Source organism: Microbacterium sp. KSW4-4, assembly GCF_023091185.1.
In the GTDB taxonomy this organism is placed as follows: domain Bacteria; phylum Actinomycetota; class Actinomycetes; order Actinomycetales; family Microbacteriaceae; genus Microbacterium; species Microbacterium paraoxydans.
Genome location: NZ_JAHWXJ010000001.1, coordinates 737,091 through 760,268, shown reverse-complemented (window position 1 = coordinate 760,268; position 23,178 = coordinate 737,091). Strand labels below are relative to the sequence as shown.

The following is a 23,178-nucleotide window of genomic DNA, read 5'->3' as shown; positions in this document are numbered from 1 at the left end:
CGAAGACATGAGACGATCCTCTCATCGGGGGAGAACGATGAAGGCCCCGTCCGATCGGACGAGGCCTTCATCGAAGGGGAGTGACGACTTACTCGTCGTCCTCCGACTTCTTCTTCCGAGGCTTCTTGACGGGCTCGGTCGAGATCACCGTGCTGGGCGTGTTCGGCGTCTCGTCGACGTGCGTCTCGTCGACCGTGAGCGGCGCGTCCGGGAATCCGGCACGCTCGTGAGCGCCCTGGATCTCGGCGGCCTCCGCCTCCTCGTTCCCCGCAGTGACGTGATGCTGGTGCGCGTCAGCCGCGTCGATCTCGGCCTGCGTGAGCGGGGCGAGACGGTCCTCGAAGAACCAGCGCGACATCGCCGAACGGAGGTTCTCCGTCCACGGGATGCGGCCCTTGGCGTTCGGGCGGACGACCAGCGGCTCGTAGCCGTCGACGTCGATGAGCTTCCAGCGGTCGTAGACGTCGACCGGCTGGTGCACCTCGATGAACTCGCCGCCGGGGAGACGCACGATGCGGCCCGACTCGAAGCCGTGCAGGACAATCTCGCGGTCCTTCTTCTGGAGCGCGATGCAGATGCGCTTCGTGACGAAGTAGCCGATGATCGGGCCGAGGAACAGCAGCGCCTGCAGCGTGTGGATCACGCCCTCCATGGTGAGCATGAAGTGCGTGGCGATGAGGTCGGACGAGGCCGCCGCCCACAGGACCGCGTAGAAGATGACGCCGGCGACGCCGATCGCGGTGCGGGTGGCCGCATTCCGCGGACGCTGGGCGATGTGGTGCTCACGCTTGTCGCCGGTGACCCACGCCTCGATGAACGGGTAGATCGCGACGATGACGATGAACAGGCCGAGCACGGCGACCGGGGCCAGGATTCCGAACGACCAGGTGTGGTCGAGGAACACGATGTCCCAGTTCGACGGTGCCAGGCGCAGCGCGCCGTCCGCGAACCCGATGTACCAGTCCGGCTGCGTACCGGCCGAGACGGGGGAGGGGTCGTAGGGGCCGTAGTTCCAGATCGGGTTGATCTGGAAGAACGTCGCGATCAGCACGATGGTGCCGAAGACGATGAACAGGTAGCCACCCATCTTGGACATGTAGACCGGCATCATCGGGTAGCCCACGACGTTGTCGTTCGTGCGGCCGGGGCCGGCGAACTGCGTGTGCTTGTTGATGATCATGAGCATCAGGTGCACCGCGATGAAGGCGATGACCAGCATCGGGAGCAGCAGGATGTGCAGCGTGTACAGGCGACCCACGATGTCGGTGCCGGGGAACTCGCCGCCGAAGAGGAGGAATGAGGTCCAGGTGCCGATCAGCGGGAGACCCTTGATCATGCCGTCGATGATGCGCAGACCGTTACCCGACAGCAGGTCGTCGGGGAGCGAGTAACCGGTGAAGCCCTCGGCCATCGCGAGGATGAACAGCACGAAGCCGATCACCCAGTTCAGTTCGCGCGGCTTGCGGAACGCGCCCGTGAAGAACACGCGCAGCATGTGCACGCCGATGCCGGCGATGAAGACGAGCGCGGCCCAGTGGTGGATCTGGCGGACCAGGAGGCCACCGCGGAGGTCGAACGAGATGTGCAGGGTCGACTCGAGGGCCGACGACATCGCGATTCCGCGCATGGGGGCGTAGGCGCCGGTGTAGTGGGTCTCCACCATCGACGCCTGGAAGAAGAACGTCAGGAAGGTTCCGGAGAGGAACACGACGACGAAGCTCCAGAGCGCGATCTCACCGAGCATGAACGACCAGTGGTCAGGGAAGATCTTGCGACCCAGCTCCTTGACGAAGCCGGAGAGGCTGGTGCGCTCATCGATGTAGTTCGACGCGGCGCCGACGAAGCGGCCGCCGAGAGGCGCCTTGGTGTCCTTCTCGTCCTTGGACAGCGTTGCGGTGCTCAATGGCGCTCCCAGAAGCTCGGGCCGACGGGTTCGGTGAAGTCGCTGCGTGCGATGAGGTAGCCCTCGTCGTCCACGGTGATGGGCAGCTGAGGCAGCGGCCGAGCGGCCGGGCCGAAGATGACCTTCGCGTGGTCCGTGACGTCGAACTGCGACTGGTGGCACGGGCACAGCAGGTGGTGGGTCTGCTGCTCGTACAGCGCGACGGGGCAGCCGACGTGCGTGCAGACCTTGGAGTACGCGACGATGCCGTCGTAGGACCAGTCCTTGCGGTCCTCGGCCTCGATGAGCTGCTCCGGGCGGAGGCGCATCATCAGCACGATGGCCTTGGCCTTCTCCTCGAGGTAGCCCTCATCGTGACCGAGCTCCGCGAGATCCTCCGGGATCACGTGGAAAGCGGAGCCGAGCGTGACGTCGGCGGCACGGATGGGGGTGCCGTCGGGGTCGCGGACGAGGCGCATGCCCTCATCCCACATCGTGTGCTTCAGCAGCGCGACCGGGTCGCCCGCGGTGGGGTCGTCCGGCGTGGAGTGCGGGGCGAGGCCACGGAACAGCGTCACACCGGGGATGATCGACGCGACGATCGCCGCGAACAGCGAGTTGCGGATCATCGTGCGGCGACCGAAGCCGGACTCCTCGTTGGCGTCTGCGAAGGCCTTGATGGCCGCCTCACGCGTCGAGTCCTTGCCCCGGGTGGGGTGGCGGAGCTCGACGTGCTCCTTGTCGGACATGAGGGCCTTCGACCAGTGGATCGCGCCGATGCCCAGAGCCAGCAGCGCGAGCGCGATGCCGAGACCGATGAAGAGGTTGTTCTGACGGATGTCGATGAGAGCGCCGCTCTCGATCGGGAACAGCATGTAGGCGGCGACCGCCCAGATGCTGCCGGCGAGCGACAGGTAGAACAGCGTGTAGACGGTGCGGACGGCGGCCTTCTCAGCGCGCGGGTCCTTGTCGGTCATCCGCTCGCGGTGCGGCGGAAGACCGGGGTTCTGCACGGGATCGCTGACTGCGACACCCAGCCCCGGAGAGGGCTGGTAGGCCCTGTCAAGAGCCTGCGAGTCGTCGTCGTGTGCCATGGTGCTCCTCGTACGTTCCTCTTCGATGAATAAGCGTCAGTTGGACTTCGCCGTGATCCACACGGTGATGGCGACCAGAGCGCCGATACCGAAGATCCACACGAACAGGCCCTCGGAGACCGGTCCGAGCGAGCCGAGGGAGAAGCCGCCGATCTGGACGGACTGCTGCTGGAAGAGCAGTGCCGAGATGATGTCGCGCTTGTCCTCGTCGGACAGGTTCATGTCGCCGAAGACCGGCATGTTCTGGGGGCCGGTGACCATGGCCGCGTAGATGTGCAGCGCGCTGGTCTCCGTGATGGCCGGAGCGTACTTGCCCTCGGTGAGAGCGCCACCGGCGGCGGCCACGTTGTGGCACATCGCGCAGTTGACGCGGAAGAGCTCGGCGCCGTGCGCCACGTCGCCCTCGCCGTCGATGATCTCGTCAGCGGGGTACGTCGGGCCGGGGGCCTCGGACTGCACGTAGGCCGCCATCGCGAGGATCTGCTCCTCGGTGAACTGCGGCTCCTTCTGCGGAGCCTGCGGTCCCTGCATCTGCAGCGGCATACGGCCGGTCGACACCTGGAACTCCACCGCCAGCTCGCCGACGCCGTAGAGGCTCGGGCCGTTGGGGGTGCCCTCCAGGTCGAGGCCGTGGCAGGTGGCGCAGTTGGCCGTGAACAGCTTCTCGCCGTCTTCGACCGTCAGCTGCGTCGATGCCGTGGGGGCGTCGTTGGCGGCGAAGGCCGCCGTCGCGCCCGCGTACACCGCACCGGTGATCATGAGGCCTGCTCCGATGAGTGCGGCCGCCGCCAGTGGGCTGCGACGACCGCTCGAACGGCGCTTCTTCTCTCGTGCCATCTCGGGGATCAGCTCCGCTCTTATTTCAGGAAGTAGATAACGAAGAACAGCACGATCCAGACGACGTCGACGAAGTGCCAGTAGTAGGACACCACGATCGAGGAGGTCGCCTCCTTGTGCCGGAAGTTCTTGACGGCGTACGCGCGGCCGATCACCAGGAGGAACGCGACGAGTCCGCCGGTGACGTGGAGGGCGTGGAAGCCGGTGGTGATGTAGAAGGCCGAGGCGTAGGCGTCAGCCTGGATCGGCATTCCCTCGGCGACCAGCTGGGCGTACTCCCAGACCTGACCCGAGACGAAGATCGCGCCGAGGGCGAAGGTGAGGAAGAACCACTCGACCATGCCCCAGCCGAACAGACGACGGCGGCCGGCACCGTTCTTCTGTCCCTTGCCGATCTTGTACGGCTGCAGGTCCTCCGCCGCGAACACGCCCATCTGGCACGTGAACGAGGAGAGCACGAGGATCGCCGTGTTCACTGCCGCGAACGGAACGTTCAGGAGCTCGGTACGGTCGGCCCACAGCTCGGGTGAGGTGCTGCGGAGGGTGAAGTAGATCGCGAAGAGTCCCGCGAAGAACATCACCTCGCTGCCGAGCCACACAATGGTGCCGACAGCTACCGGGTTGGGCCGCTTGATGGTTCTCGCCGCCGGGGCATACGTCGCTGAGGTCGTCACCCCTCCATTATGGCCGATCCGCGAGCGTGATTCTTGCACCCCCGACCCTCGATTCGCCCTTCGTGGACTTAGGGGACCCTAAGAAAACACTGCGAATACCCGGTGAATACGCGGGAAACGCCGTTCCTTCGTCGCGTGGGCGCCCGCCCGGATCGCACTGCACGTTTTCTCTGCGCCGATAGGATCGCACACATGGCTGATTCCCTGACCTGGTCCGACGTGCTCACCTCTCTCCTGGAGCGTCGCGACCTCAGCGTCTGGGAGTCCACCTGGGCCATGCGGCGGATCATGCAGGGCGAGGTCTCCGAAGCGCAGCTCGCCGGGTTCCTCGTCGCTCTGCGCGCAAAGGGCGAGACGATCGACGAGATCGTCGGTTTCCGGGATGCCATCCTCGAAGCCGCCGTGCCGCTTCCGGTCTCTCCGGACGTGCTGGACATCGTCGGCACGGGCGGGGACCGCGTGGGTACGGTGAACGTCTCGACGACAGCGGCCGTCATCATCGGCGCCACCGGGATCCCGGTCGTCAAGCATGGGAATCGGGCCGCGAGCTCCGCGTCCGGCTCCTCCGATGTCCTCGGTGCCCTCGGCCTGGAACTCTCGCTCGATCCTGAGGCCGTCGCCTCGATCCTCGACCGGACGGGTATCACCTTCGCCTGGGCGGGTGCCTTCCACCCCGGTTTCAAGCACGCCGGCGCGGTCCGTTCGCAGCTCGGCGTGCCCACGGTGTTCAACATGCTCGGACCTCTCTGCAATCCGGCGCGCGCCGAGGCGAACGCGGTCGGCGTGGCGCAGATGGAGCGGGTGCCGCTCATCACCGGCGTCTTCCGCACGCGGGGAGCGACGGCGCTGGTCTTCCGCGGCGACGACGGCCTCGACGAGCTCACGACCACCGGCCACAGCCGCATCTGGGAGGTCACCCGCGGGGACATCCACGAGCACGACCTCGACCCGCGCGACCTGGGGATCCCCCTCGCCGACCTCTCCGATCTCATCGGCGGCTCTCCCGCCCACAACGCCGAGATCCTCCGCCGGACCCTCGCGGGTGAGCAGGGGCCGGTACGGGACATCGTGCTCCTCAACGCCGCCGCCGGAATCGTCGCCTTCGAGCTGTCCCAGGACGCGACCCAGGTGCAGCGGCCGATCCTCGAGCGCCTCCGCGACGGGCTCGCCCGGGCGTCCGCGGCGGTGGATGACGGGAGTGCGCTGGCGAAGCTCGACCAGTGGATCGGCGTGAGCCGCGAGCTGGCTGCCCCGAAGGAGTGACCATGGACCCGGTCGACGCGCTGCTCGAGATCGCTTCGCTGCTGGAGCGCGAGCGGGCGTCGCGGTACCGGGCCAAGGCGTTCCGCCAGGCCGCGGCCACGTTCCAGGAGCTTCCGTCCGACGTGCAGGGCGACCCGACGCGTCTCCGGGCGGCCAAGGGCATCGGCGAGTCGACGTTCGCCGTCATCCGGCAGGCTCAGGCCGGAGAGGTGCCGGAGTACCTCGTGGAGCTCCGCGGCGACGTCGAACCGGAGAAGGTGTCGGTGCTCCGCGGAAAGCTGCGCGGAGACCTGCACGCCCACACCGAGTGGTCGGACGGGACGACCTCCATCGAGGTGATGGCTGCTGCCGCCCGCGCGCAGGGCCACGAGTACCAGGCCATCACCGACCACTCTCCGCGCCTCCGTGTCGCGCGTGGACTGTCGGCGGAGCGGCTCCGCGAGCAGATCCCGCAGGTGCGGGCGCAGTCGGGGGACGGCTTCACACTGCTCGCCGGTATCGAGGTGGACATCCTGGAAGACGGAGCCCTCGATCAGGACGATGCGCTCCTCGCGGACCTGGACATCGTCGTCGCCTCGGTGCACTCCAAGCTCCGCATGGACGGACGGGCGATGACCGCGCGGATGATCGCGGCCGTCTCGCATCCTCGGGTGAACGTCCTCGGACACTGCACCGGCCGGCTCGTGCAGGGCGACCGGGGCACGCGCCCGCCCTCGGCCTTCGATGCCGCCGCGGTGTTCGCGGCGTGCGCGGAGAACGGGGTGGCGGTCGAGATCAACTCCCGTCCTGAGCGTCAGGACCCGCCGGACGAGCTCATCGCGATCGCGCTGGAGGCGGGATGCCTCTTCTCCATCGACTCCGACGCACACGCCCCCGGACAGCTCTCCCTGCTGGACCACGGTGCCGAACGGGCGGAGCGTGCCGGCGTTCCAGCGTCACGCATCGTCACCACGTGGGGGCTTTCGCGTCTCCTCGCCTGGGCGGAGTGACGTCCGGCCGGATCAGCCCTCGGTGATCTGGTTCGCGGCCGCGGTGACCGCGGTGACGGCGCGTGTCATCGAGCTTCCGAGGTTCCAGCGCTCGGCGAGGGCCGTTGCTTCTGCGGCTTCCTCCGACGTGAGGGCGTGCAGGGCGACTTCCGGGGCAGCGATCGGAAGCGACGTGGCGACGGCGACGACGGTCGGAGCGACGTCGAGGTAGGCCTGCGCGTCGAGGATCTTCGCGCGGATGCCGGCACTCATACCTTCACCGGCTTCCGCGGCCTCCCGGATGCCGAGCAGGTCGCCGTGCTTCTGCAGCAGAGTGGCCGCCGTCTTCTCGCCGATGCCGGCGACGCCGGGAAGACCATCCGACGCGTCCCCGCGCATCGTCGCGAAGTCCGCGTACTGCGTCGGCAGGACACCGTACTTCGCGACGACCGTCGCGTCCGTGACGACTTCGAGGTTGCTCATGCCGCGGGCCGTGTAGATCACGCGCAGGTCGCGCTCGTCGTCGATGAGCTGGAACAGGTCGCGGTCGCCGGTGACGATGTCCACGGGCATCGTCGCGTTCGTTGCGAGCGTGCCGATCACGTCGTCCGCCTCGTGCTCGGCGACGCCGACGATCGGAATGCCGATGGCCCCGAGCGTCTCCCTGATCAGGGGGATCTGCGCCTCCAACGGGTCGGGGACCTCTTCGACGTCCGGGGCGCCAGTCACGACCTCCACCACCCGGTGGGTCTTGTAGCTGGGGATGAGGTCGACCCTCCACTGCGGACGCCAGTCGTCATCCCAGCAGGCCACGACGTGGGTCGGCTGATAAGTGGTGACCAGCTTGGCGATCATGTCCAGCAATCCGCGTGCAGCGTTGATGGGGGAGCCATCGGGGGCCGTCACCTTGTCGGGCACGCCGTAGAACGCACGGAAGTAGAGGCTGGCGGTGTCGAGCAGCATGAGGCGTTCGGCGCGGGTCATGGGTTCAGGGTAGAGCGTGCCAGATCAGGTGCTCAGCAGCCCGGCGCCGCGGGTCGTTCTTCGCACGTCCGTGCCACGAGCGCGGTGGTCGCCTCGTAGATGCGGACGCTCCGGGACGGTCCGTCGACGGACAGCTCACCGGACACGGGGAACCACCCTCCGCCGATGTCGACCTCCGCGGTGTAGACGACCACGGTGCTCGTGGAGTACGTACCCCGATGCGCGAAGGTATGGCTGGTCGGTGTCGCCGTGAACGGCGCCTGGCCGAGCTCTTCCCAGGTACGGCCGCCGTCGGGCGTCGTGGCCGTCGTGCCGTCCCCGTGGTCGAAGATGACGCGGACCGGCGTGAAGCGTACGGTCACCGGCCGGTCGAGCAGTGTTCCGGTCGCTATGTGTGCGGCGACGGTGGCCACGAAGTTCGTCGGCATCCCCGCGACGCCCACGTTCCCCGGCTCGGCCGTGGTCGTCACTGGGTCGGGTGCGAACTGCGCGACATCCTCGATCGTGAGTGGCCGCCCGGATTCCTCCGTCACCCGCACCGCGTACATCCCGCACGACCGGCTCAACACCGTGTCGGTCCGGCACGCCTTGCTTTCGGTCTCGGGGACCGAGGGTGCCTGCTCGCCGGTGCTACGGCGCACTGCGTTCGGAGGGGACGAACGAGTCTCAGTGGCAGACACGCTGAGCGATGTGTTCCCGAGCGACAACGCGGCGCTCCCGATGGGGTCGGTGTCGTGGCGGTCACTAGCCAACGGTCCGGAAGCCATGCCCGAGACCGCGAGGGCGAGAGCCAGGCACGCCGGGGCAAGCCTCAGCACTCGGTCTCCGACTCCCCTTGGGCTGAGCTGATGACATAAGTTCCTCGCTCATTCACAAAGTTCACTCTCAACGCGTATACGTCTGGTCGGCCAGGCGCCACCTGGGACACCCCGTTGGAGTCGGTAACTTCGACATCGCTGACATCCAGACACACGACCGCTGCAACGGCTTTGTGCGTCGCGTCGGATTCGACGGCCGCGAAAGACAGTATTCGCGTCTCGCCTTCAACCTTGACTCCTTCCGCGTGCATCGCTGAATACGCCTTGCGATCCGCCTTCTCAAAATCACCGGTCGACAGTTCGTAGAGCGGTTCGAAGGTGGCGGGGTCGGAGGTATCCACTTCGTTGAGCCGTCGGGTGAACTCGCGATAGGTGGCCTCGGCGGCGGCGAAGGCTTCTTCGTCGGAGGTGAACGCGGGGGAGGGGGTCGGCGTGGACTCCGGAGCGGGGGTGCATCCGGAGAGCAGCGAGACGCCGAATGCCAGCACGGCCAGGAGACGGAGAGGAGTGGGCGACATCACCGAGCCACCGTATGCGGAATGCGCAGGTCGCCGCGGGCGTTATCCACAGAGCGGCTGCGGGAGATCCGCCCCTTCATCGGGCGACAACTTCTGGTAGCCTGAACTGTCACTCGTGGCGTGTACACGCATGCCCAGGTGACGAACACACCACAATCCACCTGCTGCGAAGCACATCCCGGCCGTGCGCGGCCATGCTCCGCAGCCCGAGTATCCATTCACAAGGACAACCCACTACATGACTACCGCAACGACCGCCCCGGCCACCAAGCAGGTCGCCATCAACGACATCGGATCTGCTGAGGACTTCCTGGCCGCGGTCGAGAAGACCCTGAAGTTCTTCAACGACGGCGACATCATCGAAGGCACGATCGTGAAGATCGACCGCGATGAGGTCCTGCTCGATGTCGGCTACAAGACCGAGGGTGTCATCCCCTCGCGCGAGCTCTCGATCAAGCACGACGTCGACCCCAACGAGGTCGTCAAGGTCGGCGACGAGGTCGAGGCCCTGGTTCTCCAGAAGGAGGACAAGGAAGGCCGCCTGATCCTCTCCAAGAAGCGTGCGCAGTACGAGCGCGCCTGGGGAGACGTCGAGAAGATCAAGGAGAACGACGGCGTCGTCACCGGTACGGTCATCGAGGTCGTCAAGGGTGGACTCATCGTCGACATCGGCCTCCGTGGCTTCCTCCCGGCGTCGCTCATCGAGCTGCGCCGCGTCCGCGACCTCACGCCGTACCTCGGCCAGGAGATCGAGGCGAAGATCCTCGAGCTCGACAAGAACCGCAACAACGTCGTCCTCAGCCGCCGTGCGCTGCTCGAGCAGACGCAGTCGGAGTCGCGCACCACGTTCCTGAACAACCTGCACAAGGGTCAGGTCCGCAAGGGTGTCGTCTCCTCGATCGTCAACTTCGGTGCATTCGTGGACCTGGGTGGCGTGGACGGCCTCGTGCACGTCTCCGAGCTGTCCTGGAAGCACATCGAGCACGCCTCCGAGGTCGTCGAGGTGGGCCAGGAGGTCACCGTCGAGATCCTCGAGGTCGACCTCGACCGCGAGCGCGTCTCCCTGTCGCTGAAGGCGACGCAGGAGGACCCGTGGCAGGTCTTCGCCCGCACCCACGCGATCGGTCAGGTCACGCCGGGTAAGGTCACCAAGCTCGTCCCGTTCGGTGCGTTCGTCCGCGTCGCCGACGGCATCGAGGGCCTCGTCCACATCTCCGAGCTCTCCAGCAAGCACGTCGAGCTGGCCGAGCAGGTCGTGTCGGTCGGCGAAGAGGTCTTCGTCAAGGTCATCGACATCGACCTCGAGCGTCGTCGCATCTCGCTGTCGCTGAAGCAGGCCAACGAGTCGGTCGACCCCAACGGCACCGAGTTCGACCCGGCCCTGTACGGCATGCTCGCCGAGTACGACGAGAACGGCGAGTACAAGTACCCGGAGGGCTTCGATGCCGAGACCGGTGCGTGGAAGGAAGGCTTCGACGCCCAGCGCGAGGCATGGGAGCAGGAGTACGCTGCGGCCCAGGCTCGCTGGGAGGCGCACAAGGCTCAGGTCGCGAAGGCGGCGGAGGCCGAGGCTGCGGCCGGCGACGACTTCGGCGGCCAGTCCTTCTCGAGCGAGTCGGCCGGCGCCGGCACGCTCGCCGATGACGAGGCTCTCGCGGCTCTGCGCGAGAAGCTCTCGGGCGGCAACTCCTAAGCAACACTCCGAAAAGGGTCGTCACCCCGCCTCACGGCGGGCGTGGCGGCCCTTTTCGCATGCCCGGAAACCAGCGGAACAGCTGCGTGACGCAACATTACGGCCGCATTCGTAACATTCCGGAGCCTCCGACAGCATGGGGACATGACCGCCCTCCTGCCCCCTGCGTCACGCACCGCTGAGGCCCCGAAGACAACGGGCTCCGCACAGCCTGTGCGCCTCGACGGCATCGCGCGGTCGTTCCCGCTCGCGCAGGGGCGACGCGAGGTGCTCCGCGATCTCGACCTGGACATCGCCGCCGGGGAGATCGTCGCCGTCGTCGGTCCGTCCGGGTGTGGGAAGTCGACACTGCTGCGCCTCATCGGCGGGCTGGACACCCCCACCCGGGGGACGATCCGCCTGGACGGCTCCGGTGTCGCCGATGTCGACGAGCGCACGGCGATCGCGTTCCAGGAGCCGCGGCTGCTCCCGTGGCGTACCCTCGCGCAGAACGTCGAGCTCGGTCTTCCCCGCGGCGTCTCCCGCGGCGTCGGACGCACTCGGGTCCGCGAGCTGCTGCAGCTTGTCGGTCTCGAGCACGCCGCCGACCAGCGCCCCCGTGAAGTGTCCGGAGGCATGGCGCAGCGCGCGTCCCTCGCCCGGGCTCTTGCCAGGAACCCCGGAGTCCTGCTGCTCGACGAGCCTTTCGGTGCGCTCGACGCCCTCACGCGCCTTCGCATGCACGACCTGCTCCTGAAGATCCACGCGGCCGAGCCCACCACGGTGCTGCTCGTGACCCACGACGTGGAGGAGGCCCTCTATCTCGCCGACCGCGTGCTGCTGCTGCGCACTGTCGGCGACGCGGATGACACGGCGTCGTCCGTCGCGCGGACGATCCGCGTCCCCGGCATCCGCCCCCGAGACCGCGCCGACCGCGGCCTCGCCGACCTGCGCGCCGAGCTCCTCGAAGGGCTCGGCGTCGACACGCACCACCACACCCCCGAGGAGACCCGATGAGCACCATCACCCGCCGTATCATCCCTGCGATCGCCGTCGCCGGGACGATGATGCTCGTCGCCACCGGCTGCGTCGCCGGCGAGAACGCGTCCGCCGAGGCCGAGTCCACCCCCGCCGGGAACGGCGAGTGGTCGGCGGACACGCTGTCCATCGACTTCGCGACCTACAACCCCCTCAGCCTCGTGATCCGCGACCAGGGCATCCTGGAGGACATCCTCGGTGACGACGTCACCGTCGAATGGGTGCAGTCCGCCGGGTCGAACAAGGCCAACGAGCTCCTCCGCTCGGGTTCGGTCGACGTGGGATCGACGGCGGGCTCGGCTGCGCTGCTCGCCCGCGCGAACGGTTCGCCCATCCAGGTGATCGACATCTTCTCCCAGCCCGAGTGGTCGGCCATCGTCGTCGGTCCCGACAGCGACATCACCTCGGTCGAGGACCTCAAGGGCGCCTCCGTCGCGGCCACCAAGGGCACCGACCCCTACTTCTTCCTCCTCCAGGCCCTGGAGGAGGGCGGGCTGTCGCTGGCCGACGTCGAGGTGCAGAACCTCCAGCACGCCGACGGGCGCGCGGCGCTCGACGGCGGTTCCGTCGACGCGTGGGCGGGACTCGACCCCATCATGGCCGCCGCGGAGCAGGAGTCGGGCGACAAGCTCATCTACCGCAACGTCGACTTCAACACCTACGGCTTCCTCAACGCGACCGAGGACTTCATCGACAACCACCCCGACCTCGCTCAGGCCGTCGTCGACGCTTACGAGGAGGCGCGTGCGTGGGCGCTCGAGAACCCGGAAGAGACGGCCGCCCTGCTGGCCGAGGTCGCCGGCATCGACCTCGAGGTCGCGACCACGGTCATCCAGGAGCGGTCGAACCTCGACGTGAACGGCGTCCCCGGTGACGATCAGCTCGCCGTGCTCGAGAAGATCGCCCCGGTGCTCGTCGAGTCCGGCGACGTCCAGGGCGGGCAGGAATCCGTCGACAAGGCGCTGTCCAGCATCATCAACGACACCTTCGCGACGAAGGCGGGCGCAGGCGAGTGACCGGTTTCGAGGATCGGGTGGTCGTCCCGGCGGAATCGCGGGACACACTCGAGTTCGCGAAGGGTGCTCCCCGGCGGGGGACGGGAGGAGCACGGCGTGGTCTGCCGCCCGTCGTGCGGGTCCTCGGGGGCTTCCTGCTCCCGGCCGTGATCCTCATCGCCTGGCAGGTGGTCACGACGGCCGGTCTCATCGAGCCGTACCGACTCCCGGCGCCGGCGTCGGTCTTCCAGGCCGGGGTGGAACTCGCCGAGTCCGGTCAGCTCTGGACCCACATCGCCATCTCGGTCCAGCGGGTGCTGCTCGGGTTCGCGATCGGCTCCGTCGTCGGCCTCGCCGCGGCCGGCATCGTCGGGCTGTCGCGCTGGGGTGACGTGCTGCTCAGCCCGACGCTCGCCGCGGTTCGCGCGGTGCCGTCGCTCGCCTGGGTGCCGCTGCTGATCCTGTGGATGCAGATCGGCGAGGAGTCCAAGGTGACCCTCATCGCGATCGGCGCGTTCTTCCCGGTCTACACGACGGTCGCCTCGGCGCTCCGGCATGTGGATCCGCAGCTCGTCGAGGCGGGACGCTCGTTCAGCCTGCACGGCTGGTCGCTGTTCCGCACGGTCCAGCTCCCGGCTGTCGTGCCGTCCGTCGTGTCGGGCCTCCGCCTCGCGCTCGCCCAGGCGTGGCTGTTCCTGGTTGCTGCCGAACTGATCGCGTCGTCCATGGGGCTCGGCTTCCTGCTGACGGACTCGCAGAGCACGGGTCGCGTCGACCGCATCCTGCTCTCCATCGTGCTGCTCGCGCTGCTCGGCACGATCACCAACGGCGTGCTCGCGCTGTTGGAGAAGTACCTGCTGCGGCGATGGACGTGATGACGACCGAGGCTCGGCTGCGGGAGGAACGGATCTATCCTCCGTCGCCCGCGTTCCTCGATGCCAACGTGACGGCGGAAGCCTATGCCCGCGCGGCCGCTGATCCTCCGGCCTTCTGGGAGGATGCGGCCCGCCGGCTGGACTGGGCGGAGCCGTGGACGGCCGTGCACGAGTGGGACCCGCCCGTCGACGGTGCGGCCCCGGCGGCGCGATGGTTCCTCGGGGGCCGGCTGAACGTCGCGGTGAACTGCGTGGACCGTCATGTCGACGCCGGGCGCGGAGACAAGGTGGCGCTGCACTTCGAAGGGGAGCCCGGTGACCGGGTCTCGGTGACCTACGCCGACCTCCAGCGCCGGGTGGCCCAGGCGGCGCACGCGCTGGAAGGCCTCGGGATCCGACCCGGCGACCGTGTGGTGATCTACCTCCCCGTGCTCGTGGAGACGGTGGTCATCACGCTCGCCTGCGCGCGGATCGGAGCCGTCCACTCCCTCGTCTTCGGGGGGTTCTCCGCAGAGGCCGTGCGGTTCCGGCTCGAGGACACCGGGGCGAAGCTGCTCGTCACCAGCGACGGCCAGTTCCGGCGGGGGACGGCGACCGAGGTCAAAACCGCCGCCGATGCCGCCGCTGGCGGACTGCCGGAGCTCGAACACGTCCTCGTGCTCCGTCGCACCGGACAGAGCGTCCCGTGGACCGAAGGCCGGGACGTGTGGTGGCACGACGTCGTCGACACGGCCCCCACCGCGCATCAGGCGAAGGCCTTCGACGCCGAGCACCCGCTCTTCATCATCTACACCTCCGGCACGACGGGGAAGCCCAAGGGCCTCGTGCACACCTCCGGCGGCTATCTGACGCACGCGAGCTGGGCGCACTGGGCGCACTTCGACGCTAAACCCGACGACGTCCATTGGTGCACGGCCGATCTCGCCTGGGTCACCGCCCACACCTACGAGATCTACGGGCCGCTGTCGAACGGGCTCACCCAGGTCATCTACGAGGGCACGCCGGACACTCCGCACCGCGAGCGGCACCTGGAGATCATCGAGCGCTACGGCGTCACGGTCTATTACACGGCCCCGACCCTCATCCGGACGTTCATGACCTGGTTCGGTGACGAGTTGCCGAGCGGCCGCGACCTGTCGACCCTGCGACTGCTCGGCACGGTGGGCGAGGCGATCAATCCGGAGGCCTGGGTGTGGTTCCGCCGGAACTTCGGGCGGGATGAGCTCCCCGTCATCGACACGTGGTGGCAGTCGGAGACCGGGGCCGCGATGATCGCCCCCTTGCCCGGCATCACACCCCTGAAGCCCGGCTCCGCGTCGGTCCCGCTTCCGGGCATCGACGTCGCGGTGGTCGACGAGAACGGTGACGAGGTGGCGCCGGGCCGGTCCGGGACGCTGGTCGTCCGGCGTCCGTGGCCGGGGATGGCGCGGACCGTCTGGGGCAATCCGGAGCGCTACCGCGACGCGTACTGGGCCGCGTACGCAGGCGTGGGCGCGCACGGCGGCTATTACGTCGCCGGAGACGGGGCGACCCGGGACGCCGACGGGTTCATCTGGATCCTGGGCCGGCTCGACGACGTCGTGAACGTGTCCGGACATCGCCTCTCGACGATCGAGATCGAGTCGGCGCTCGTGGCGCACGAGACGGTCGGCGAAGCCGGGTCCGCCGGTGTGGCGGACCCGGTCACCGGGCAGGCGGTCGTGGCGTTCGTCACCCCGTCCGGCCGGGCGGAGATCGACGCGCACGCACTTCGCGCTGAGGTCGCCCGCGCGATCGGTCCGGTCGCGAAGCCGAAGCACGTCATCGTGGTGCCGGACCTGCCCAAGACGCGCTCGGGGAAGATCATGCGTCGCCTGCTCGCACAGCTCTGGGATGCCGAACAGGATCGGCGCGCGGGACGCACTCCGCAGGCCCTCGGCGACACGACGTCACTGCAGAACCCCTGGGCCGTCGACGACATCGCCGGCGCTCTCGCCGCAGAATCGAGGACATCATGACCGAGGACCACCGCTTCGGGTTCCGCACCCGCGCTCTGCACGCCGGCGGCACACCGGACGCCGCCACCGGAGCGCGGGCGGTGCCGATCTACCAGACGACGTCGTTCGTCTTCGACGATGCGGCCGACGCCGGGAATCTCTTCGCGCTGCAGAAGTACGGCAACATCTACTCGCGCATCGGCAACCCCACCGTCGCCGCCCTGGAGGAGCGGCTGGCCTCGCTGGAAGGCGGTATCGGGGCGGTGGCGACCGCCTCCGGGATGAGCGCCGAGTTCATCACGTTCGCCGCGCTCGTGGGCGCGGGCGATCATGTCGTCGCCGCCGCGCAGCTCTACGGCGGCACGGTGACGCAGCTCGACGTCACCCTGCGACGGTTCGGCGTGGAGACGACGTTCGTCAGCTCCTCCGACCCGGCTGACTTCGCCGCGGCCATCCGTCCGGAGACCAAGGTCGTCTACGTCGAGATGATCGGGAACCCGTCGGGCGAGATCGCCGACATCGCGGGTCTCGCCGCCGTCGCCCACGACGCCGGAGTTCCGCTCGTCGTCGACGCCACCCTGGCCACGCCGTACCTCGCGCGCCCGCTGGAGCACGGGGCGGACATCGTCATCCACTCGGTCACGAAGTTCCTCGGCGGGCACGGCACGACCCTCGGCGGTGTGGTCATCGAGAAGGGCACGTTCGACTGGGGCAACGGCAAGTTCCCGCAGATGACCGAACCCGTGGCCTCCTACGGCGGCATCTCCTGGTGGGGAAACTTCGGCGAGTACGGATTCCTCACCAAGCTGCGCTCCGAACAGCTGCGCGACATCGGACCCGCCCTGAGCCCGCAATCGGCCTTCACGCTCCTGCAGGGCGTAGAGACGCTGCCCCAGCGCATCGACGCTCACATCGCCAACGCCCGGGTCGTCGCCGAGTGGCTGGCTGCAGACCCGCGCGTGTCCTACGTCACCTGGGCAGGGCTCGAAGGTCATCCGCATCATGAGCGTGCCGCCCGGTACCTGCCGCTGGGACCGGGATCCGTGTTCGCGTTCGGGGTCGCCGCCGAGGACGGCCGCGCCGCGGGGGAGGGGTTCATCGAGAACCTGCAGCTCGCGTCCCACCTCGCCAACATCGGCGACGCCCGCACCCTGGTGATCCACCCGGCCTCCACCACGCACCGTCAGCTCACCGAGGAGCAGCTCGTCGCCGCCGGCGTACGCCCCGACCTGATCCGCATCTCCGTCGGCCTGGAGGACGCGGAGGACATCATCTGGGACCTCGATCAGGCCCTCACCCTCGCGACGGGAGCCCACCGATGAGCACGACCTCCGCCGGCGACGCCTGCGCCCTTCCTCCGGCCACGGATGCCGCCAGCTGCGCGCTCCCCGCGGTCGTCGAACCGGGCCGCACCTGGACCGGCCCCACGCAGCCGCAGCGGTTCGGACTGCTGCGGCGGGCGCGATCGATCGCCATCGTCGGGGCGTCGGGCAACCCCGCGCGGGCCTCCTACTTCGTCGCGACGTACCTGCTCTCCAGCACGCCCTACGACGTCTATCTCGTGAACCCGAGGGAGACCGAGATCCTCGAGCAGCCGGTGTATCCGTCGTTGAGTGCCCTGCCAGTGCAGCCCGACATCGTCGACGTCTTCCGTCGTCATGACGACCTGCCAGGGGTCGCGCAGGAGGCGGTCGACAGCGGGGCCAAGACGCTGTGGCTCCAGCTCGGCTCCTGGAACGAGGAGGCGGCCGCGATCGCGGAGGCGGCCGGGCTCTCGGTGGTCATGGACCGCTGCATCAAGATCGAGCACGCCCGTTTCCACGGCGGCCTGCATCTCGCCGGCTTCGACACCGGCGTGATCAGCTCCCGGCGGCAGCTGCTCGCGCGCTGAGGGGTGCCGCGCCGTGCCCAGGAGGCTCAGGCGCAGATCGTGTTCGCCATGCCGCGCTGCAGCGTCACCGGAACCTGGAGGTCGGTGAGGTGCCAGTCGAGGCTGCGGCCGGTGAGCCGCGGCAACGAGGAGCACGTCCATGCGCGGTCGGGCGTGACGTGGCTGCCCGGGAGCACCCCCGCTTCGGTCCAGGAAGTCCATGTCCGGGGAAGGCCCGTCGCCCTCTTCAGATCCACGTCGACCTCGACGTGGTGCGACCCGCCCGGTGCGTTGGTGCTGATGTAGAAGTGGCCGGAGGCGTCGCTGATCTCCTCGTAGCGGATCGCCGTGATCGCGCAGGTCGTGGGGGCGGCCGACGGGCTGCTGTAGGCCTTGCACGTGTTCCCCGCGAACGGCGACAACCATGCCGAGGCGGACGTCATCGTCGCCGTGACCACGGTCCGATCCGTCCACGCCGCGCTGGTGGTCGAGACGATTCCCTGAGCGACGGCCAGGAAGACGAGAGCCATCGCGACAACGAGGCCGGCCGCCGGGGAGAACCTTCGTGCGGGTGTCACGTAGTCAGGGGCTTTCGTGCCGGTCGCTCGGCCGGGCTCATCATGCTGAGGCCGAGCAGCCCCAGGAGACCGAGGAACAGCGGGACGGCGACCGCCGGCGTCGTCATCCGCATGATGGCGGTTCCCCATCCGGGAAGCTGTACCGCCGGCTTCCACACGTCGCCGGTCACCGGATAGTCGAGCGCGTCGGAGAACTCGTTGTGGTCGCCCTTCATGGTGACCGTGCGCGTGCCGTCGGAGTCCGCGATGGCGGTGATGCGGTGGGTCACCAGGGAGTCGGTCAGCGCGCTCGGCAGGCTGACGACGTCACCGACCTCCAAGGATTCGGCGGGGACCTTCGTGGCGATGAGGAGGTCGCCCGTCATGATCTCGGGTTCCATGGAGCCCGAGATCACGACGAGCGGCTGGATGAGCCCGATCGCCGTGGCGCCCCAGACGACGCCGCAGCCCACGCCCATGGCAGCCAGCGCCCAGAGCACGGGCAGGGCGAGCCGGCGGAGGAGCTGCACCACGGTTCGTCCTTCGTCTCTGCTGCGGGGTTGGGGGGTCAGTTGGTGGCGGTGGCAGAGACCGTGACCAGGATCGTGCCGGTCTTGCCCTGGTTGCTCGTCGGCCAGTCGGCCGGGGTGGTGACGACGAGGTCGAACTCATCGGTCGCCGTGGAGCCGGAGGAGGTCAGCGACGCCGCGAGCCCGGTGATCGTCGCCGTCGGCTTGACCGTGAAGTCCGTCGCCGTGTTACCGGGGGCGTACTCGACGGTCGAGGTGAGTGCGGCGTTGACGGAGCTGGCGTTCTTGACCCAGAGCTTGATGGTGCGGGTCTCGCCGGGGAGCAGGTTGGCCAGCTTCTCCGCGGGCACGACGAGCTCGATGCTGTTCTTCGCGGCTGACTCCTTCCAGGTGGTTCCGTCGGTGGAACCCTGGAGGTTGAAGGTGGCTCCTGCGGCCGGAGCGCTGAAGAAGGTGTTGTCGGTCCACGCGGCGCTCGTGAGCGCGGCACCGATTCCTCCGGTAGCGAGCACGGCCAGCGCGAACGCCATGATCGGGCGGCGCCGGGAGCGTCGCTCGGTGCGGTCAGGGCGTGCGGGGGCATCCGTGTTCGTCATGGCTTCGACGTTACGCAGCGCACCTCAGGGGACCGTCAAGTCTTCCTCAAGAGGGACCGAAGCTTTCCCGATTGTTCCGCGGCAGCGTCGGGCGCCCCCTCGGACAGGCGTGGCAGGATGGTCGGATGCCGCTCATCGCTCTCACCGGAGGCATCGCGTCGGGGAAGTCCACCATCGCGAACCGTCTCGCCGAACTCGGCGCGGTGATCGTCGACGCTGATCGGATCGTGCGCGAGGTCCAGGCGCCGGGATCCGAGGTGCTCGGCGCGATCGCGCGGACGTTCGGCGACGAGGTCATCGCCGGAGACGGTTCGCTCGACCGGGCCGCTCTCGGGGCGACCGTGTTCGCCGATCCGGACCGTCTCGCGCAGCTGAACGCCATCGTGCACCCTGCCGTGCGCGCCGAGTCCCAGCGCCGTTTCGACGCCGCGTTCCGTGCCGATCCGGATGCTGTCGTCGTCTACGACGTGCCGCTTCTCGTGGAGGCGCGTGTCGATGACCCGTGGGATGCGATCGTCGTCGCGCACGCGCCCGAGGAGGTCCGTCTCGAGAGGCTCGTCGGGCTGCGCGGGATGACGCCGGAGGAGGCGCGCCGCCGGATCGCCGCCCAGGTCCCGGACGAGCGGCGGCTCGCGATCGCCGACGTCGTCATCGACACCGCAGGATCGATCGCGGACACGCTGGCCCAGACGGACGCGCTCTGGGGCCGGCTCCGAGCGCACGGACGCGGCCCCGATGTCGGAGGGGCGGCATACGCTTGATGTATGCAGCCCACCCGCAGTGTCCGCCCCTTCGAGGTCATCAGCGAGTACGCCCCCGCCGGTGACCAGCCGCAGGCCATCGCCGAGCTGGCTTCCCGCATCAATGCGGGAGAGACGGACATCGTGCTGCTCGGTGCGACCGGAACAGGCAAATCGGCGACCACGGCGTGGCTCGTCGAACAGGTGCAGCGTCCCACGCTCGTGCTCGCGCACAACAAGACCCTCGCCGCACAGCTCGCCAACGAGTTCCGCGAGCTCATGCCGAACAACGCCGTCGAGTACTTCGTCTCGTACTACGACTACTACCAGCCCGAGGCCTACGTCCCGCAGACGGACACCTTCATCGAGAAGGACTCCTCGATCAACGCGGAGGTCGAGCGTCTCCGCCACTCGACGACGAACTCCCTGCTGAGCCGTCGGGATGTGGTCGTGGTATCGACCGTCTCCTGCATCTACGGCCTGGGTGCTCCGGAGGAGTACCTGCGCGCCATGGTCGCGCTCCAGGTGGGTGAGCGGTACGACCGCGACGCCCTGATCCGGCAGTTCATCGCGATGCAATACAACCGCAACGACGTCGACTTCTCGCGGGGCAACTTCCGTGTCCGCGGCGACACGATCGAGATCATCCCGGTGTACGAGGAGCACGCCATCCGCATCGAGCTCTTCGGCGACGAGATCGAGGCGCTCTACTCGCTGCACCCGCTCACGGGCGAGGTCATCGAGAAGCTCGACGCCGTGCCGATCTTCCCCGCCTCGCACTACGTCGCGGGCACCGACGTCATCCAGCGCTCCATCGGCACGATCGAGCACGAGCTGGAGGAGCGGCTGAAGGAGTTCGAACGTCAGGGCAAGCTCCTCGAGGCGCAGCGCCTCCGGATGCGGACGACGTTCGACCTGGAGATGCTGCAGCAGCTCGGTTTCTGCTCCGGTATCGAGAACTACTCGCGTCACATGGACGGGCGCATGCCGGGGGAGCCCCCGCACACGCTCCTCGACTTCTTCCCGGACGACTTCCTGCTCGTCATCGACGAGTCCCACGTGACGGTGCCGCAGATCGGCGCGATGTACGAAGGCGACGCCTCCCGCAAGCGCACGCTCGTCGACCACGGCTTCCGCCTGCCGAGCGCGATGGACAACCGACCACTGCGCTGGGACGAGTTCAAGAACCGCGTGGGGCAGACCGTCTACCTGTCGGCGACCCCGGGCAAGTACGAGATGGGCATCGCCGACGGTGTGGTGGAGCAGATCATCCGCCCGACGGGACTGGTCGACCCGGAGATCATCGTCAAACCGTCGAAGGGACAGATCGACGATCTGCTCGAGGAGATCAGGCTTCGCGTGGAGCGGGACGAGCGCGTCCTCGTCACGACCCTCACGAAGAAGATGGCGGAGGAGCTGACCGACTTCCTCGGCGAGCACGGCGTCCGGGTGCGTTACCTGCACTCCGACGTCGACACCCTGCGTCGCGTCGAGCTTCTCAGCGAACTGCGCGCCGGTGTGTACGACGTCCTGGTGGGTATCAACCTGCTGCGAGAGGGACTCGACCTCCCGGAGGTGTCGCTCGTCGCGATCCTCGACGCGGACAAGGAGGGCTTCCTCCGCTCCGGGACGTCGCTCATTCAGACCATCGGTCGCGCCGCGCGAAACGTCTCCGGTGAAGTGCACATGTACGCGGACAACATGACGGACTCCATGGCGAAGGCCATCGAGGAGACCGACCGCCGGCGTGAGAAGCAGATCGCGTACAACAAGGAGCACGGCATCGATCCGCAGCCGCTGCGCAAGCGCATCGCCGACATCACCGAGGTGCTGGCGCGCGAGGGGCAGGACACGGCGGAGCTGATGTCCGGCCGGGGCCGCGCGTCGGGCAAGGGCAAGTCGCCGACACCGAACCTGCGGCGAACCGGGATCGCAGCCGAGGGCGCACAGCAGCTGGAGGCGACGATCCAGGACCTCACCGATCAGATGCTCGCGGCGGCCGCCGAGCTGAAGTTCGAGCTCGCCGGGCGTCTGCGCGACGAAGTGCAGGATCTGAAGAAGGAGCTCCGGTCGATGGAGCGGGCCGGGCACGCGTAGACGGAGACGATATGGACGCCGCAGGAGAGGAACTCGCCGACCGCGTCCGCGCGCTGCTCGGGGCCGACCCTTCCATCGAGGAGCGCCGGATGTTCGGGACCAGGGCGTTCCTCGACGAGGGGCGCATCCTCGTGGGCGCCCGGAAGGACGGGACGCTTCTCGTCCGCGTGGATGAGGAGAACGGGGCTGTCGCCGTGACGCTGCCCGGGGCCGCGCGTGCCGTGATGGGATCACGCACCATGGGGTCCGGCTGGATCGATGTCGCAGCCTCGGCGATCGCCGACGACGCCGCGCTCATGACGTGGATCGACATGGCCCGGGAGTCGGTCGGTGCCGCGCTCACCGATGACGACGACTGACGCCGAGCGAGCTTACGGGCAGTGCACCAGCGTCTTCGGGCCCGAGCGATCGATCTCGTGCTCGGTCATCGGCGCCCCGCACAGCGGACAGGCCCGTTCCGCGCGCTCTGCGGCGCTGGGCGGGGGCGTCTTCTCGTAGGGTCCGACCGAGGCCGGACCGGCGAGACGCACGAGGTTGGTGTTCACCCAGGTGTAAAGGCCCCCCGCCTCGCGGATGCGGGTGCGAAGAGGAGGGCGGCTGGAGTCGCGTGACATGTTCATTAGTGTACTAATGATTCGTGCAGATGTATAGTCGGGATCGTGACTGACACCGATGATCTGCTCCGGCTCGAGAACCAGCTCTGCTTCGCCGTGGTCACGGCGGCGCGGAACGTCGTCGCGATCTATCGGCCGATCCTCGAGCCGCTCGGGTTGACGCACCCGCAGTACCTGGTGATGCTCGCCCTGTGGGAGCGGTCGCCGCGGACCCTGAACGACCTCGCGGCCGACCTCGCGCTGGAGCCCGCGACTGCGTCGCCCCTCGTCAAGAGACTCGAGGCCGACGGCCTGGTGACGCGCCAGCGCAGCAGTGAGGACGAGCGTCGGCTGGAGATCACGCTCACCAACGCCGGCGCGGCTCTGCGCGCGGGGGCCGTGGACGTGCCGCGGCAGGTGATGGCCGCCGTCGGGATGGGCATCGGTGAGATCGCCGCTCTCCGGGACGGGCTCGGGGCCTTCGCGGGGCGGCGCTCGGACCAGAGCTGATCGGTTCCGCGTCCGGCGTAGAGCGGGCCGCTCGCCGTGACGACTCGAGGAAGCCACCTCGCCGGGAGCCCAAGCGTTGGGCGTTCTCGGA

The 23,178-nt window shown here is 68.4% G+C and carries 24 protein-coding genes; 13 read left to right on the top strand and 11 right to left on the bottom strand.

What is annotated here, in order from left to right:
• Positions 1-88: 88 nt before the first annotated feature.
• From KZC57_RS03815 to KZC57_RS03800, 4 genes are read right to left on the bottom strand one after another with little or no spacing between them, the layout of a single operon-like run.
• Positions 89-1,903 (bottom strand): cytochrome bc complex cytochrome b subunit, encoded by a 1,815-nt coding sequence (locus tag KZC57_RS03815; protein WP_025105060.1) that lies wholly within the window; start codon positions 1,901-1,903, stop codon positions 89-91.
• Positions 1,900-2,976 (bottom strand): ubiquinol-cytochrome c reductase iron-sulfur subunit, encoded by a 1,077-nt coding sequence (locus KZC57_RS03810; protein ID WP_025105059.1) that lies wholly within the window; start codon positions 2,974-2,976, stop codon positions 1,900-1,902. Before KZC57_RS03810 ends, KZC57_RS03815 begins: the two co-directional genes overlap by 4 nt.
• Before the next feature lie 36 nt (positions 2,977-3,012).
• Positions 3,013-3,813 carry a c-type cytochrome gene (locus KZC57_RS03805; protein WP_025105058.1) on the bottom strand — a complete coding sequence of 267 codons (801 nt, stop codon included), beginning with the start codon at positions 3,811-3,813 and terminating at the stop codon, positions 3,013-3,015.
• A gap of 20 nt (positions 3,814-3,833) precedes the next feature.
• Positions 3,834-4,391 carry a heme-copper oxidase subunit III gene (locus KZC57_RS03800; protein ID WP_231919669.1) on the bottom strand — a complete coding sequence of 186 codons (558 nt, stop codon included), beginning with the start codon at positions 4,389-4,391 and terminating at the stop codon, positions 3,834-3,836.
• 288 nt (positions 4,392-4,679) lie between these two features.
• Between KZC57_RS03800 and trpD the strand changes: the two genes are divergently transcribed.
• Together trpD and KZC57_RS03790 are read left to right on the top strand one after the other, a co-directional pair.
• Complete coding sequence (trpD, locus tag KZC57_RS03795) at positions 4,680-5,750, top strand: anthranilate phosphoribosyltransferase (protein WP_144881279.1); 1,071 nt, start codon at positions 4,680-4,682, stop codon at positions 5,748-5,750.
• 2 nt (positions 5,751-5,752) lie between these two features.
• A complete protein-coding gene (locus tag KZC57_RS03790) occupies positions 5,753-6,739 on the top strand; it encodes a PHP domain-containing protein (protein ID WP_174521415.1) in 987 nt (328 codons plus the stop codon).
• Positions 6,740-6,751: 12 nt separating this feature from the next.
• Here KZC57_RS03790 and KZC57_RS03785 read toward each other — a convergent pair whose 3' ends face one another.
• The 3 genes from KZC57_RS03785 to KZC57_RS03775 form a co-directional block, all read right to left on the bottom strand.
• The gene (locus tag KZC57_RS03785) at positions 6,752-7,702 is read right to left on the bottom strand and encodes a 5'-3' exonuclease (protein ID WP_247641081.1); all 951 of its coding nucleotides are present in this window, start codon (positions 7,700-7,702) and stop codon (positions 6,752-6,754) included.
• A 32-nt stretch (positions 7,703-7,734) separates the two neighbouring features.
• Positions 7,735-8,235, bottom strand: a complete 501-nt coding sequence (locus KZC57_RS03780) for a hypothetical protein (RefSeq protein WP_247641080.1) — start codon at positions 8,233-8,235, stop codon at positions 7,735-7,737.
• Between the two features lie 278 nt (positions 8,236-8,513).
• On the bottom strand, positions 8,514-9,041 hold the full coding sequence (locus tag KZC57_RS03775) for a hypothetical protein (protein ID WP_247641079.1): 528 nt from the start codon (positions 9,039-9,041) through the stop codon (positions 8,514-8,516).
• 235 nt (positions 9,042-9,276) lie between these two features.
• Between KZC57_RS03775 and rpsA the strand changes: the two genes are divergently transcribed.
• The 7 genes from rpsA (at position 9,277) to KZC57_RS03740 (ending at position 17,485) form a co-directional block, all read left to right on the top strand.
• Positions 9,277-10,731, top strand: a complete 1,455-nt coding sequence (gene rpsA, locus KZC57_RS03770; protein WP_060921208.1) for a 30S ribosomal protein S1 — start codon at positions 9,277-9,279, stop codon at positions 10,729-10,731.
• A gap of 144 nt (positions 10,732-10,875) precedes the next feature.
• Positions 10,876-11,727 (top strand): ABC transporter ATP-binding protein, encoded by an 852-nt coding sequence (locus KZC57_RS03765; protein ID WP_247641078.1) that lies wholly within the window; start codon positions 10,876-10,878, stop codon positions 11,725-11,727.
• Complete coding sequence (locus tag KZC57_RS03760; RefSeq protein ID WP_060921206.1) at positions 11,724-12,764, top strand: aliphatic sulfonate ABC transporter substrate-binding protein; 1,041 nt, start codon at positions 11,724-11,726, stop codon at positions 12,762-12,764. The genes KZC57_RS03765 and KZC57_RS03760 overlap by 4 nt, the downstream gene beginning before the upstream one ends.
• Entirely contained in the window at positions 12,761-13,618 is an 858-nt protein-coding gene (locus KZC57_RS03755; RefSeq protein ID WP_144881270.1) for an ABC transporter permease, read from the top strand. The genes KZC57_RS03760 and KZC57_RS03755 overlap by 4 nt, the downstream gene beginning before the upstream one ends.
• A complete protein-coding gene (gene acs / locus KZC57_RS03750; RefSeq protein WP_374206596.1) occupies positions 13,609-15,615 on the top strand; it encodes an acetate--CoA ligase in 2,007 nt (668 codons plus the stop codon). The genes KZC57_RS03755 and acs overlap by 10 nt, the downstream gene beginning before the upstream one ends.
• Positions 15,612-16,916: an O-acetylhomoserine aminocarboxypropyltransferase/cysteine synthase family protein gene (locus KZC57_RS03745; RefSeq protein WP_247641076.1), complete on the top strand. Its 1,305-nt coding sequence runs from the start codon at positions 15,612-15,614 to the stop codon at positions 16,914-16,916. Before acs ends, KZC57_RS03745 begins: the two co-directional genes overlap by 4 nt.
• Positions 16,913-17,485 carry a CoA-binding protein gene (locus tag KZC57_RS03740; RefSeq protein WP_247641075.1) on the top strand — a complete coding sequence of 191 codons (573 nt, stop codon included), beginning with the start codon at positions 16,913-16,915 and terminating at the stop codon, positions 17,483-17,485. The genes KZC57_RS03745 and KZC57_RS03740 overlap by 4 nt, the downstream gene beginning before the upstream one ends.
• Positions 17,486-17,511: 26 nt before the next feature.
• Here KZC57_RS03740 and KZC57_RS03735 read toward each other — a convergent pair whose 3' ends face one another.
• Genes KZC57_RS03735 through KZC57_RS03725 form a run of 3 tightly spaced genes read right to left on the bottom strand, consistent with a single transcriptional unit; the run spans position 17,512 to position 19,147 of the window.
• The gene (locus tag KZC57_RS03735; protein WP_247641074.1) at positions 17,512-17,994 is read right to left on the bottom strand and encodes a hypothetical protein; all 483 of its coding nucleotides are present in this window, start codon (positions 17,992-17,994) and stop codon (positions 17,512-17,514) included.
• A gap of 44 nt (positions 17,995-18,038) precedes the next feature.
• Positions 18,039-18,554, bottom strand: coding sequence for a signal peptidase I (locus KZC57_RS03730; RefSeq protein ID WP_247641073.1), 516 nt, complete (start codon positions 18,552-18,554; stop codon positions 18,039-18,041).
• 35 nt (positions 18,555-18,589) lie between these two features.
• On the bottom strand, positions 18,590-19,147 hold the full coding sequence (locus KZC57_RS03725) for a hypothetical protein (RefSeq protein ID WP_062634042.1): 558 nt from the start codon (positions 19,145-19,147) through the stop codon (positions 18,590-18,592).
• A 125-nt stretch (positions 19,148-19,272) separates the two neighbouring features.
• Here KZC57_RS03725 and coaE point away from each other — a divergent pair, with 125 nt between their 5' ends.
• Genes coaE through KZC57_RS03710 form a run of 3 tightly spaced genes read left to right on the top strand, consistent with a single transcriptional unit; the run spans position 19,273 to position 22,343 of the window.
• A complete protein-coding gene (gene coaE, locus KZC57_RS03720; protein WP_105950020.1) occupies positions 19,273-19,908 on the top strand; it encodes a dephospho-CoA kinase in 636 nt (211 codons plus the stop codon).
• 3 nt (positions 19,909-19,911) lie between these two features.
• Positions 19,912-21,984, top strand: coding sequence for an excinuclease ABC subunit UvrB (gene uvrB / locus KZC57_RS03715; RefSeq protein WP_025105040.1), 2,073 nt, complete (start codon positions 19,912-19,914; stop codon positions 21,982-21,984).
• Positions 21,985-21,995: 11 nt separating this feature from the next.
• The gene (locus KZC57_RS03710; RefSeq protein ID WP_105950019.1) at positions 21,996-22,343 is read left to right on the top strand and encodes a TfoX/Sxy family protein; all 348 of its coding nucleotides are present in this window, start codon (positions 21,996-21,998) and stop codon (positions 22,341-22,343) included.
• A 12-nt stretch (positions 22,344-22,355) separates the two neighbouring features.
• On the opposite strand, the gene KZC57_RS03705 is transcribed toward KZC57_RS03710, so the two are convergent.
• On the bottom strand, positions 22,356-22,604 hold the full coding sequence (locus KZC57_RS03705; protein WP_060921196.1) for a hypothetical protein: 249 nt from the start codon (positions 22,602-22,604) through the stop codon (positions 22,356-22,358).
• Between the two features lie 39 nt (positions 22,605-22,643).
• Here KZC57_RS03705 and KZC57_RS03700 point away from each other — a divergent pair, with 39 nt between their 5' ends.
• Positions 22,644-23,087 carry a MarR family transcriptional regulator gene (locus tag KZC57_RS03700; RefSeq protein WP_247641072.1) on the top strand — a complete coding sequence of 148 codons (444 nt, stop codon included), beginning with the start codon at positions 22,644-22,646 and terminating at the stop codon, positions 23,085-23,087.
• Positions 23,088-23,178: the final 91 nt, after the last annotated feature.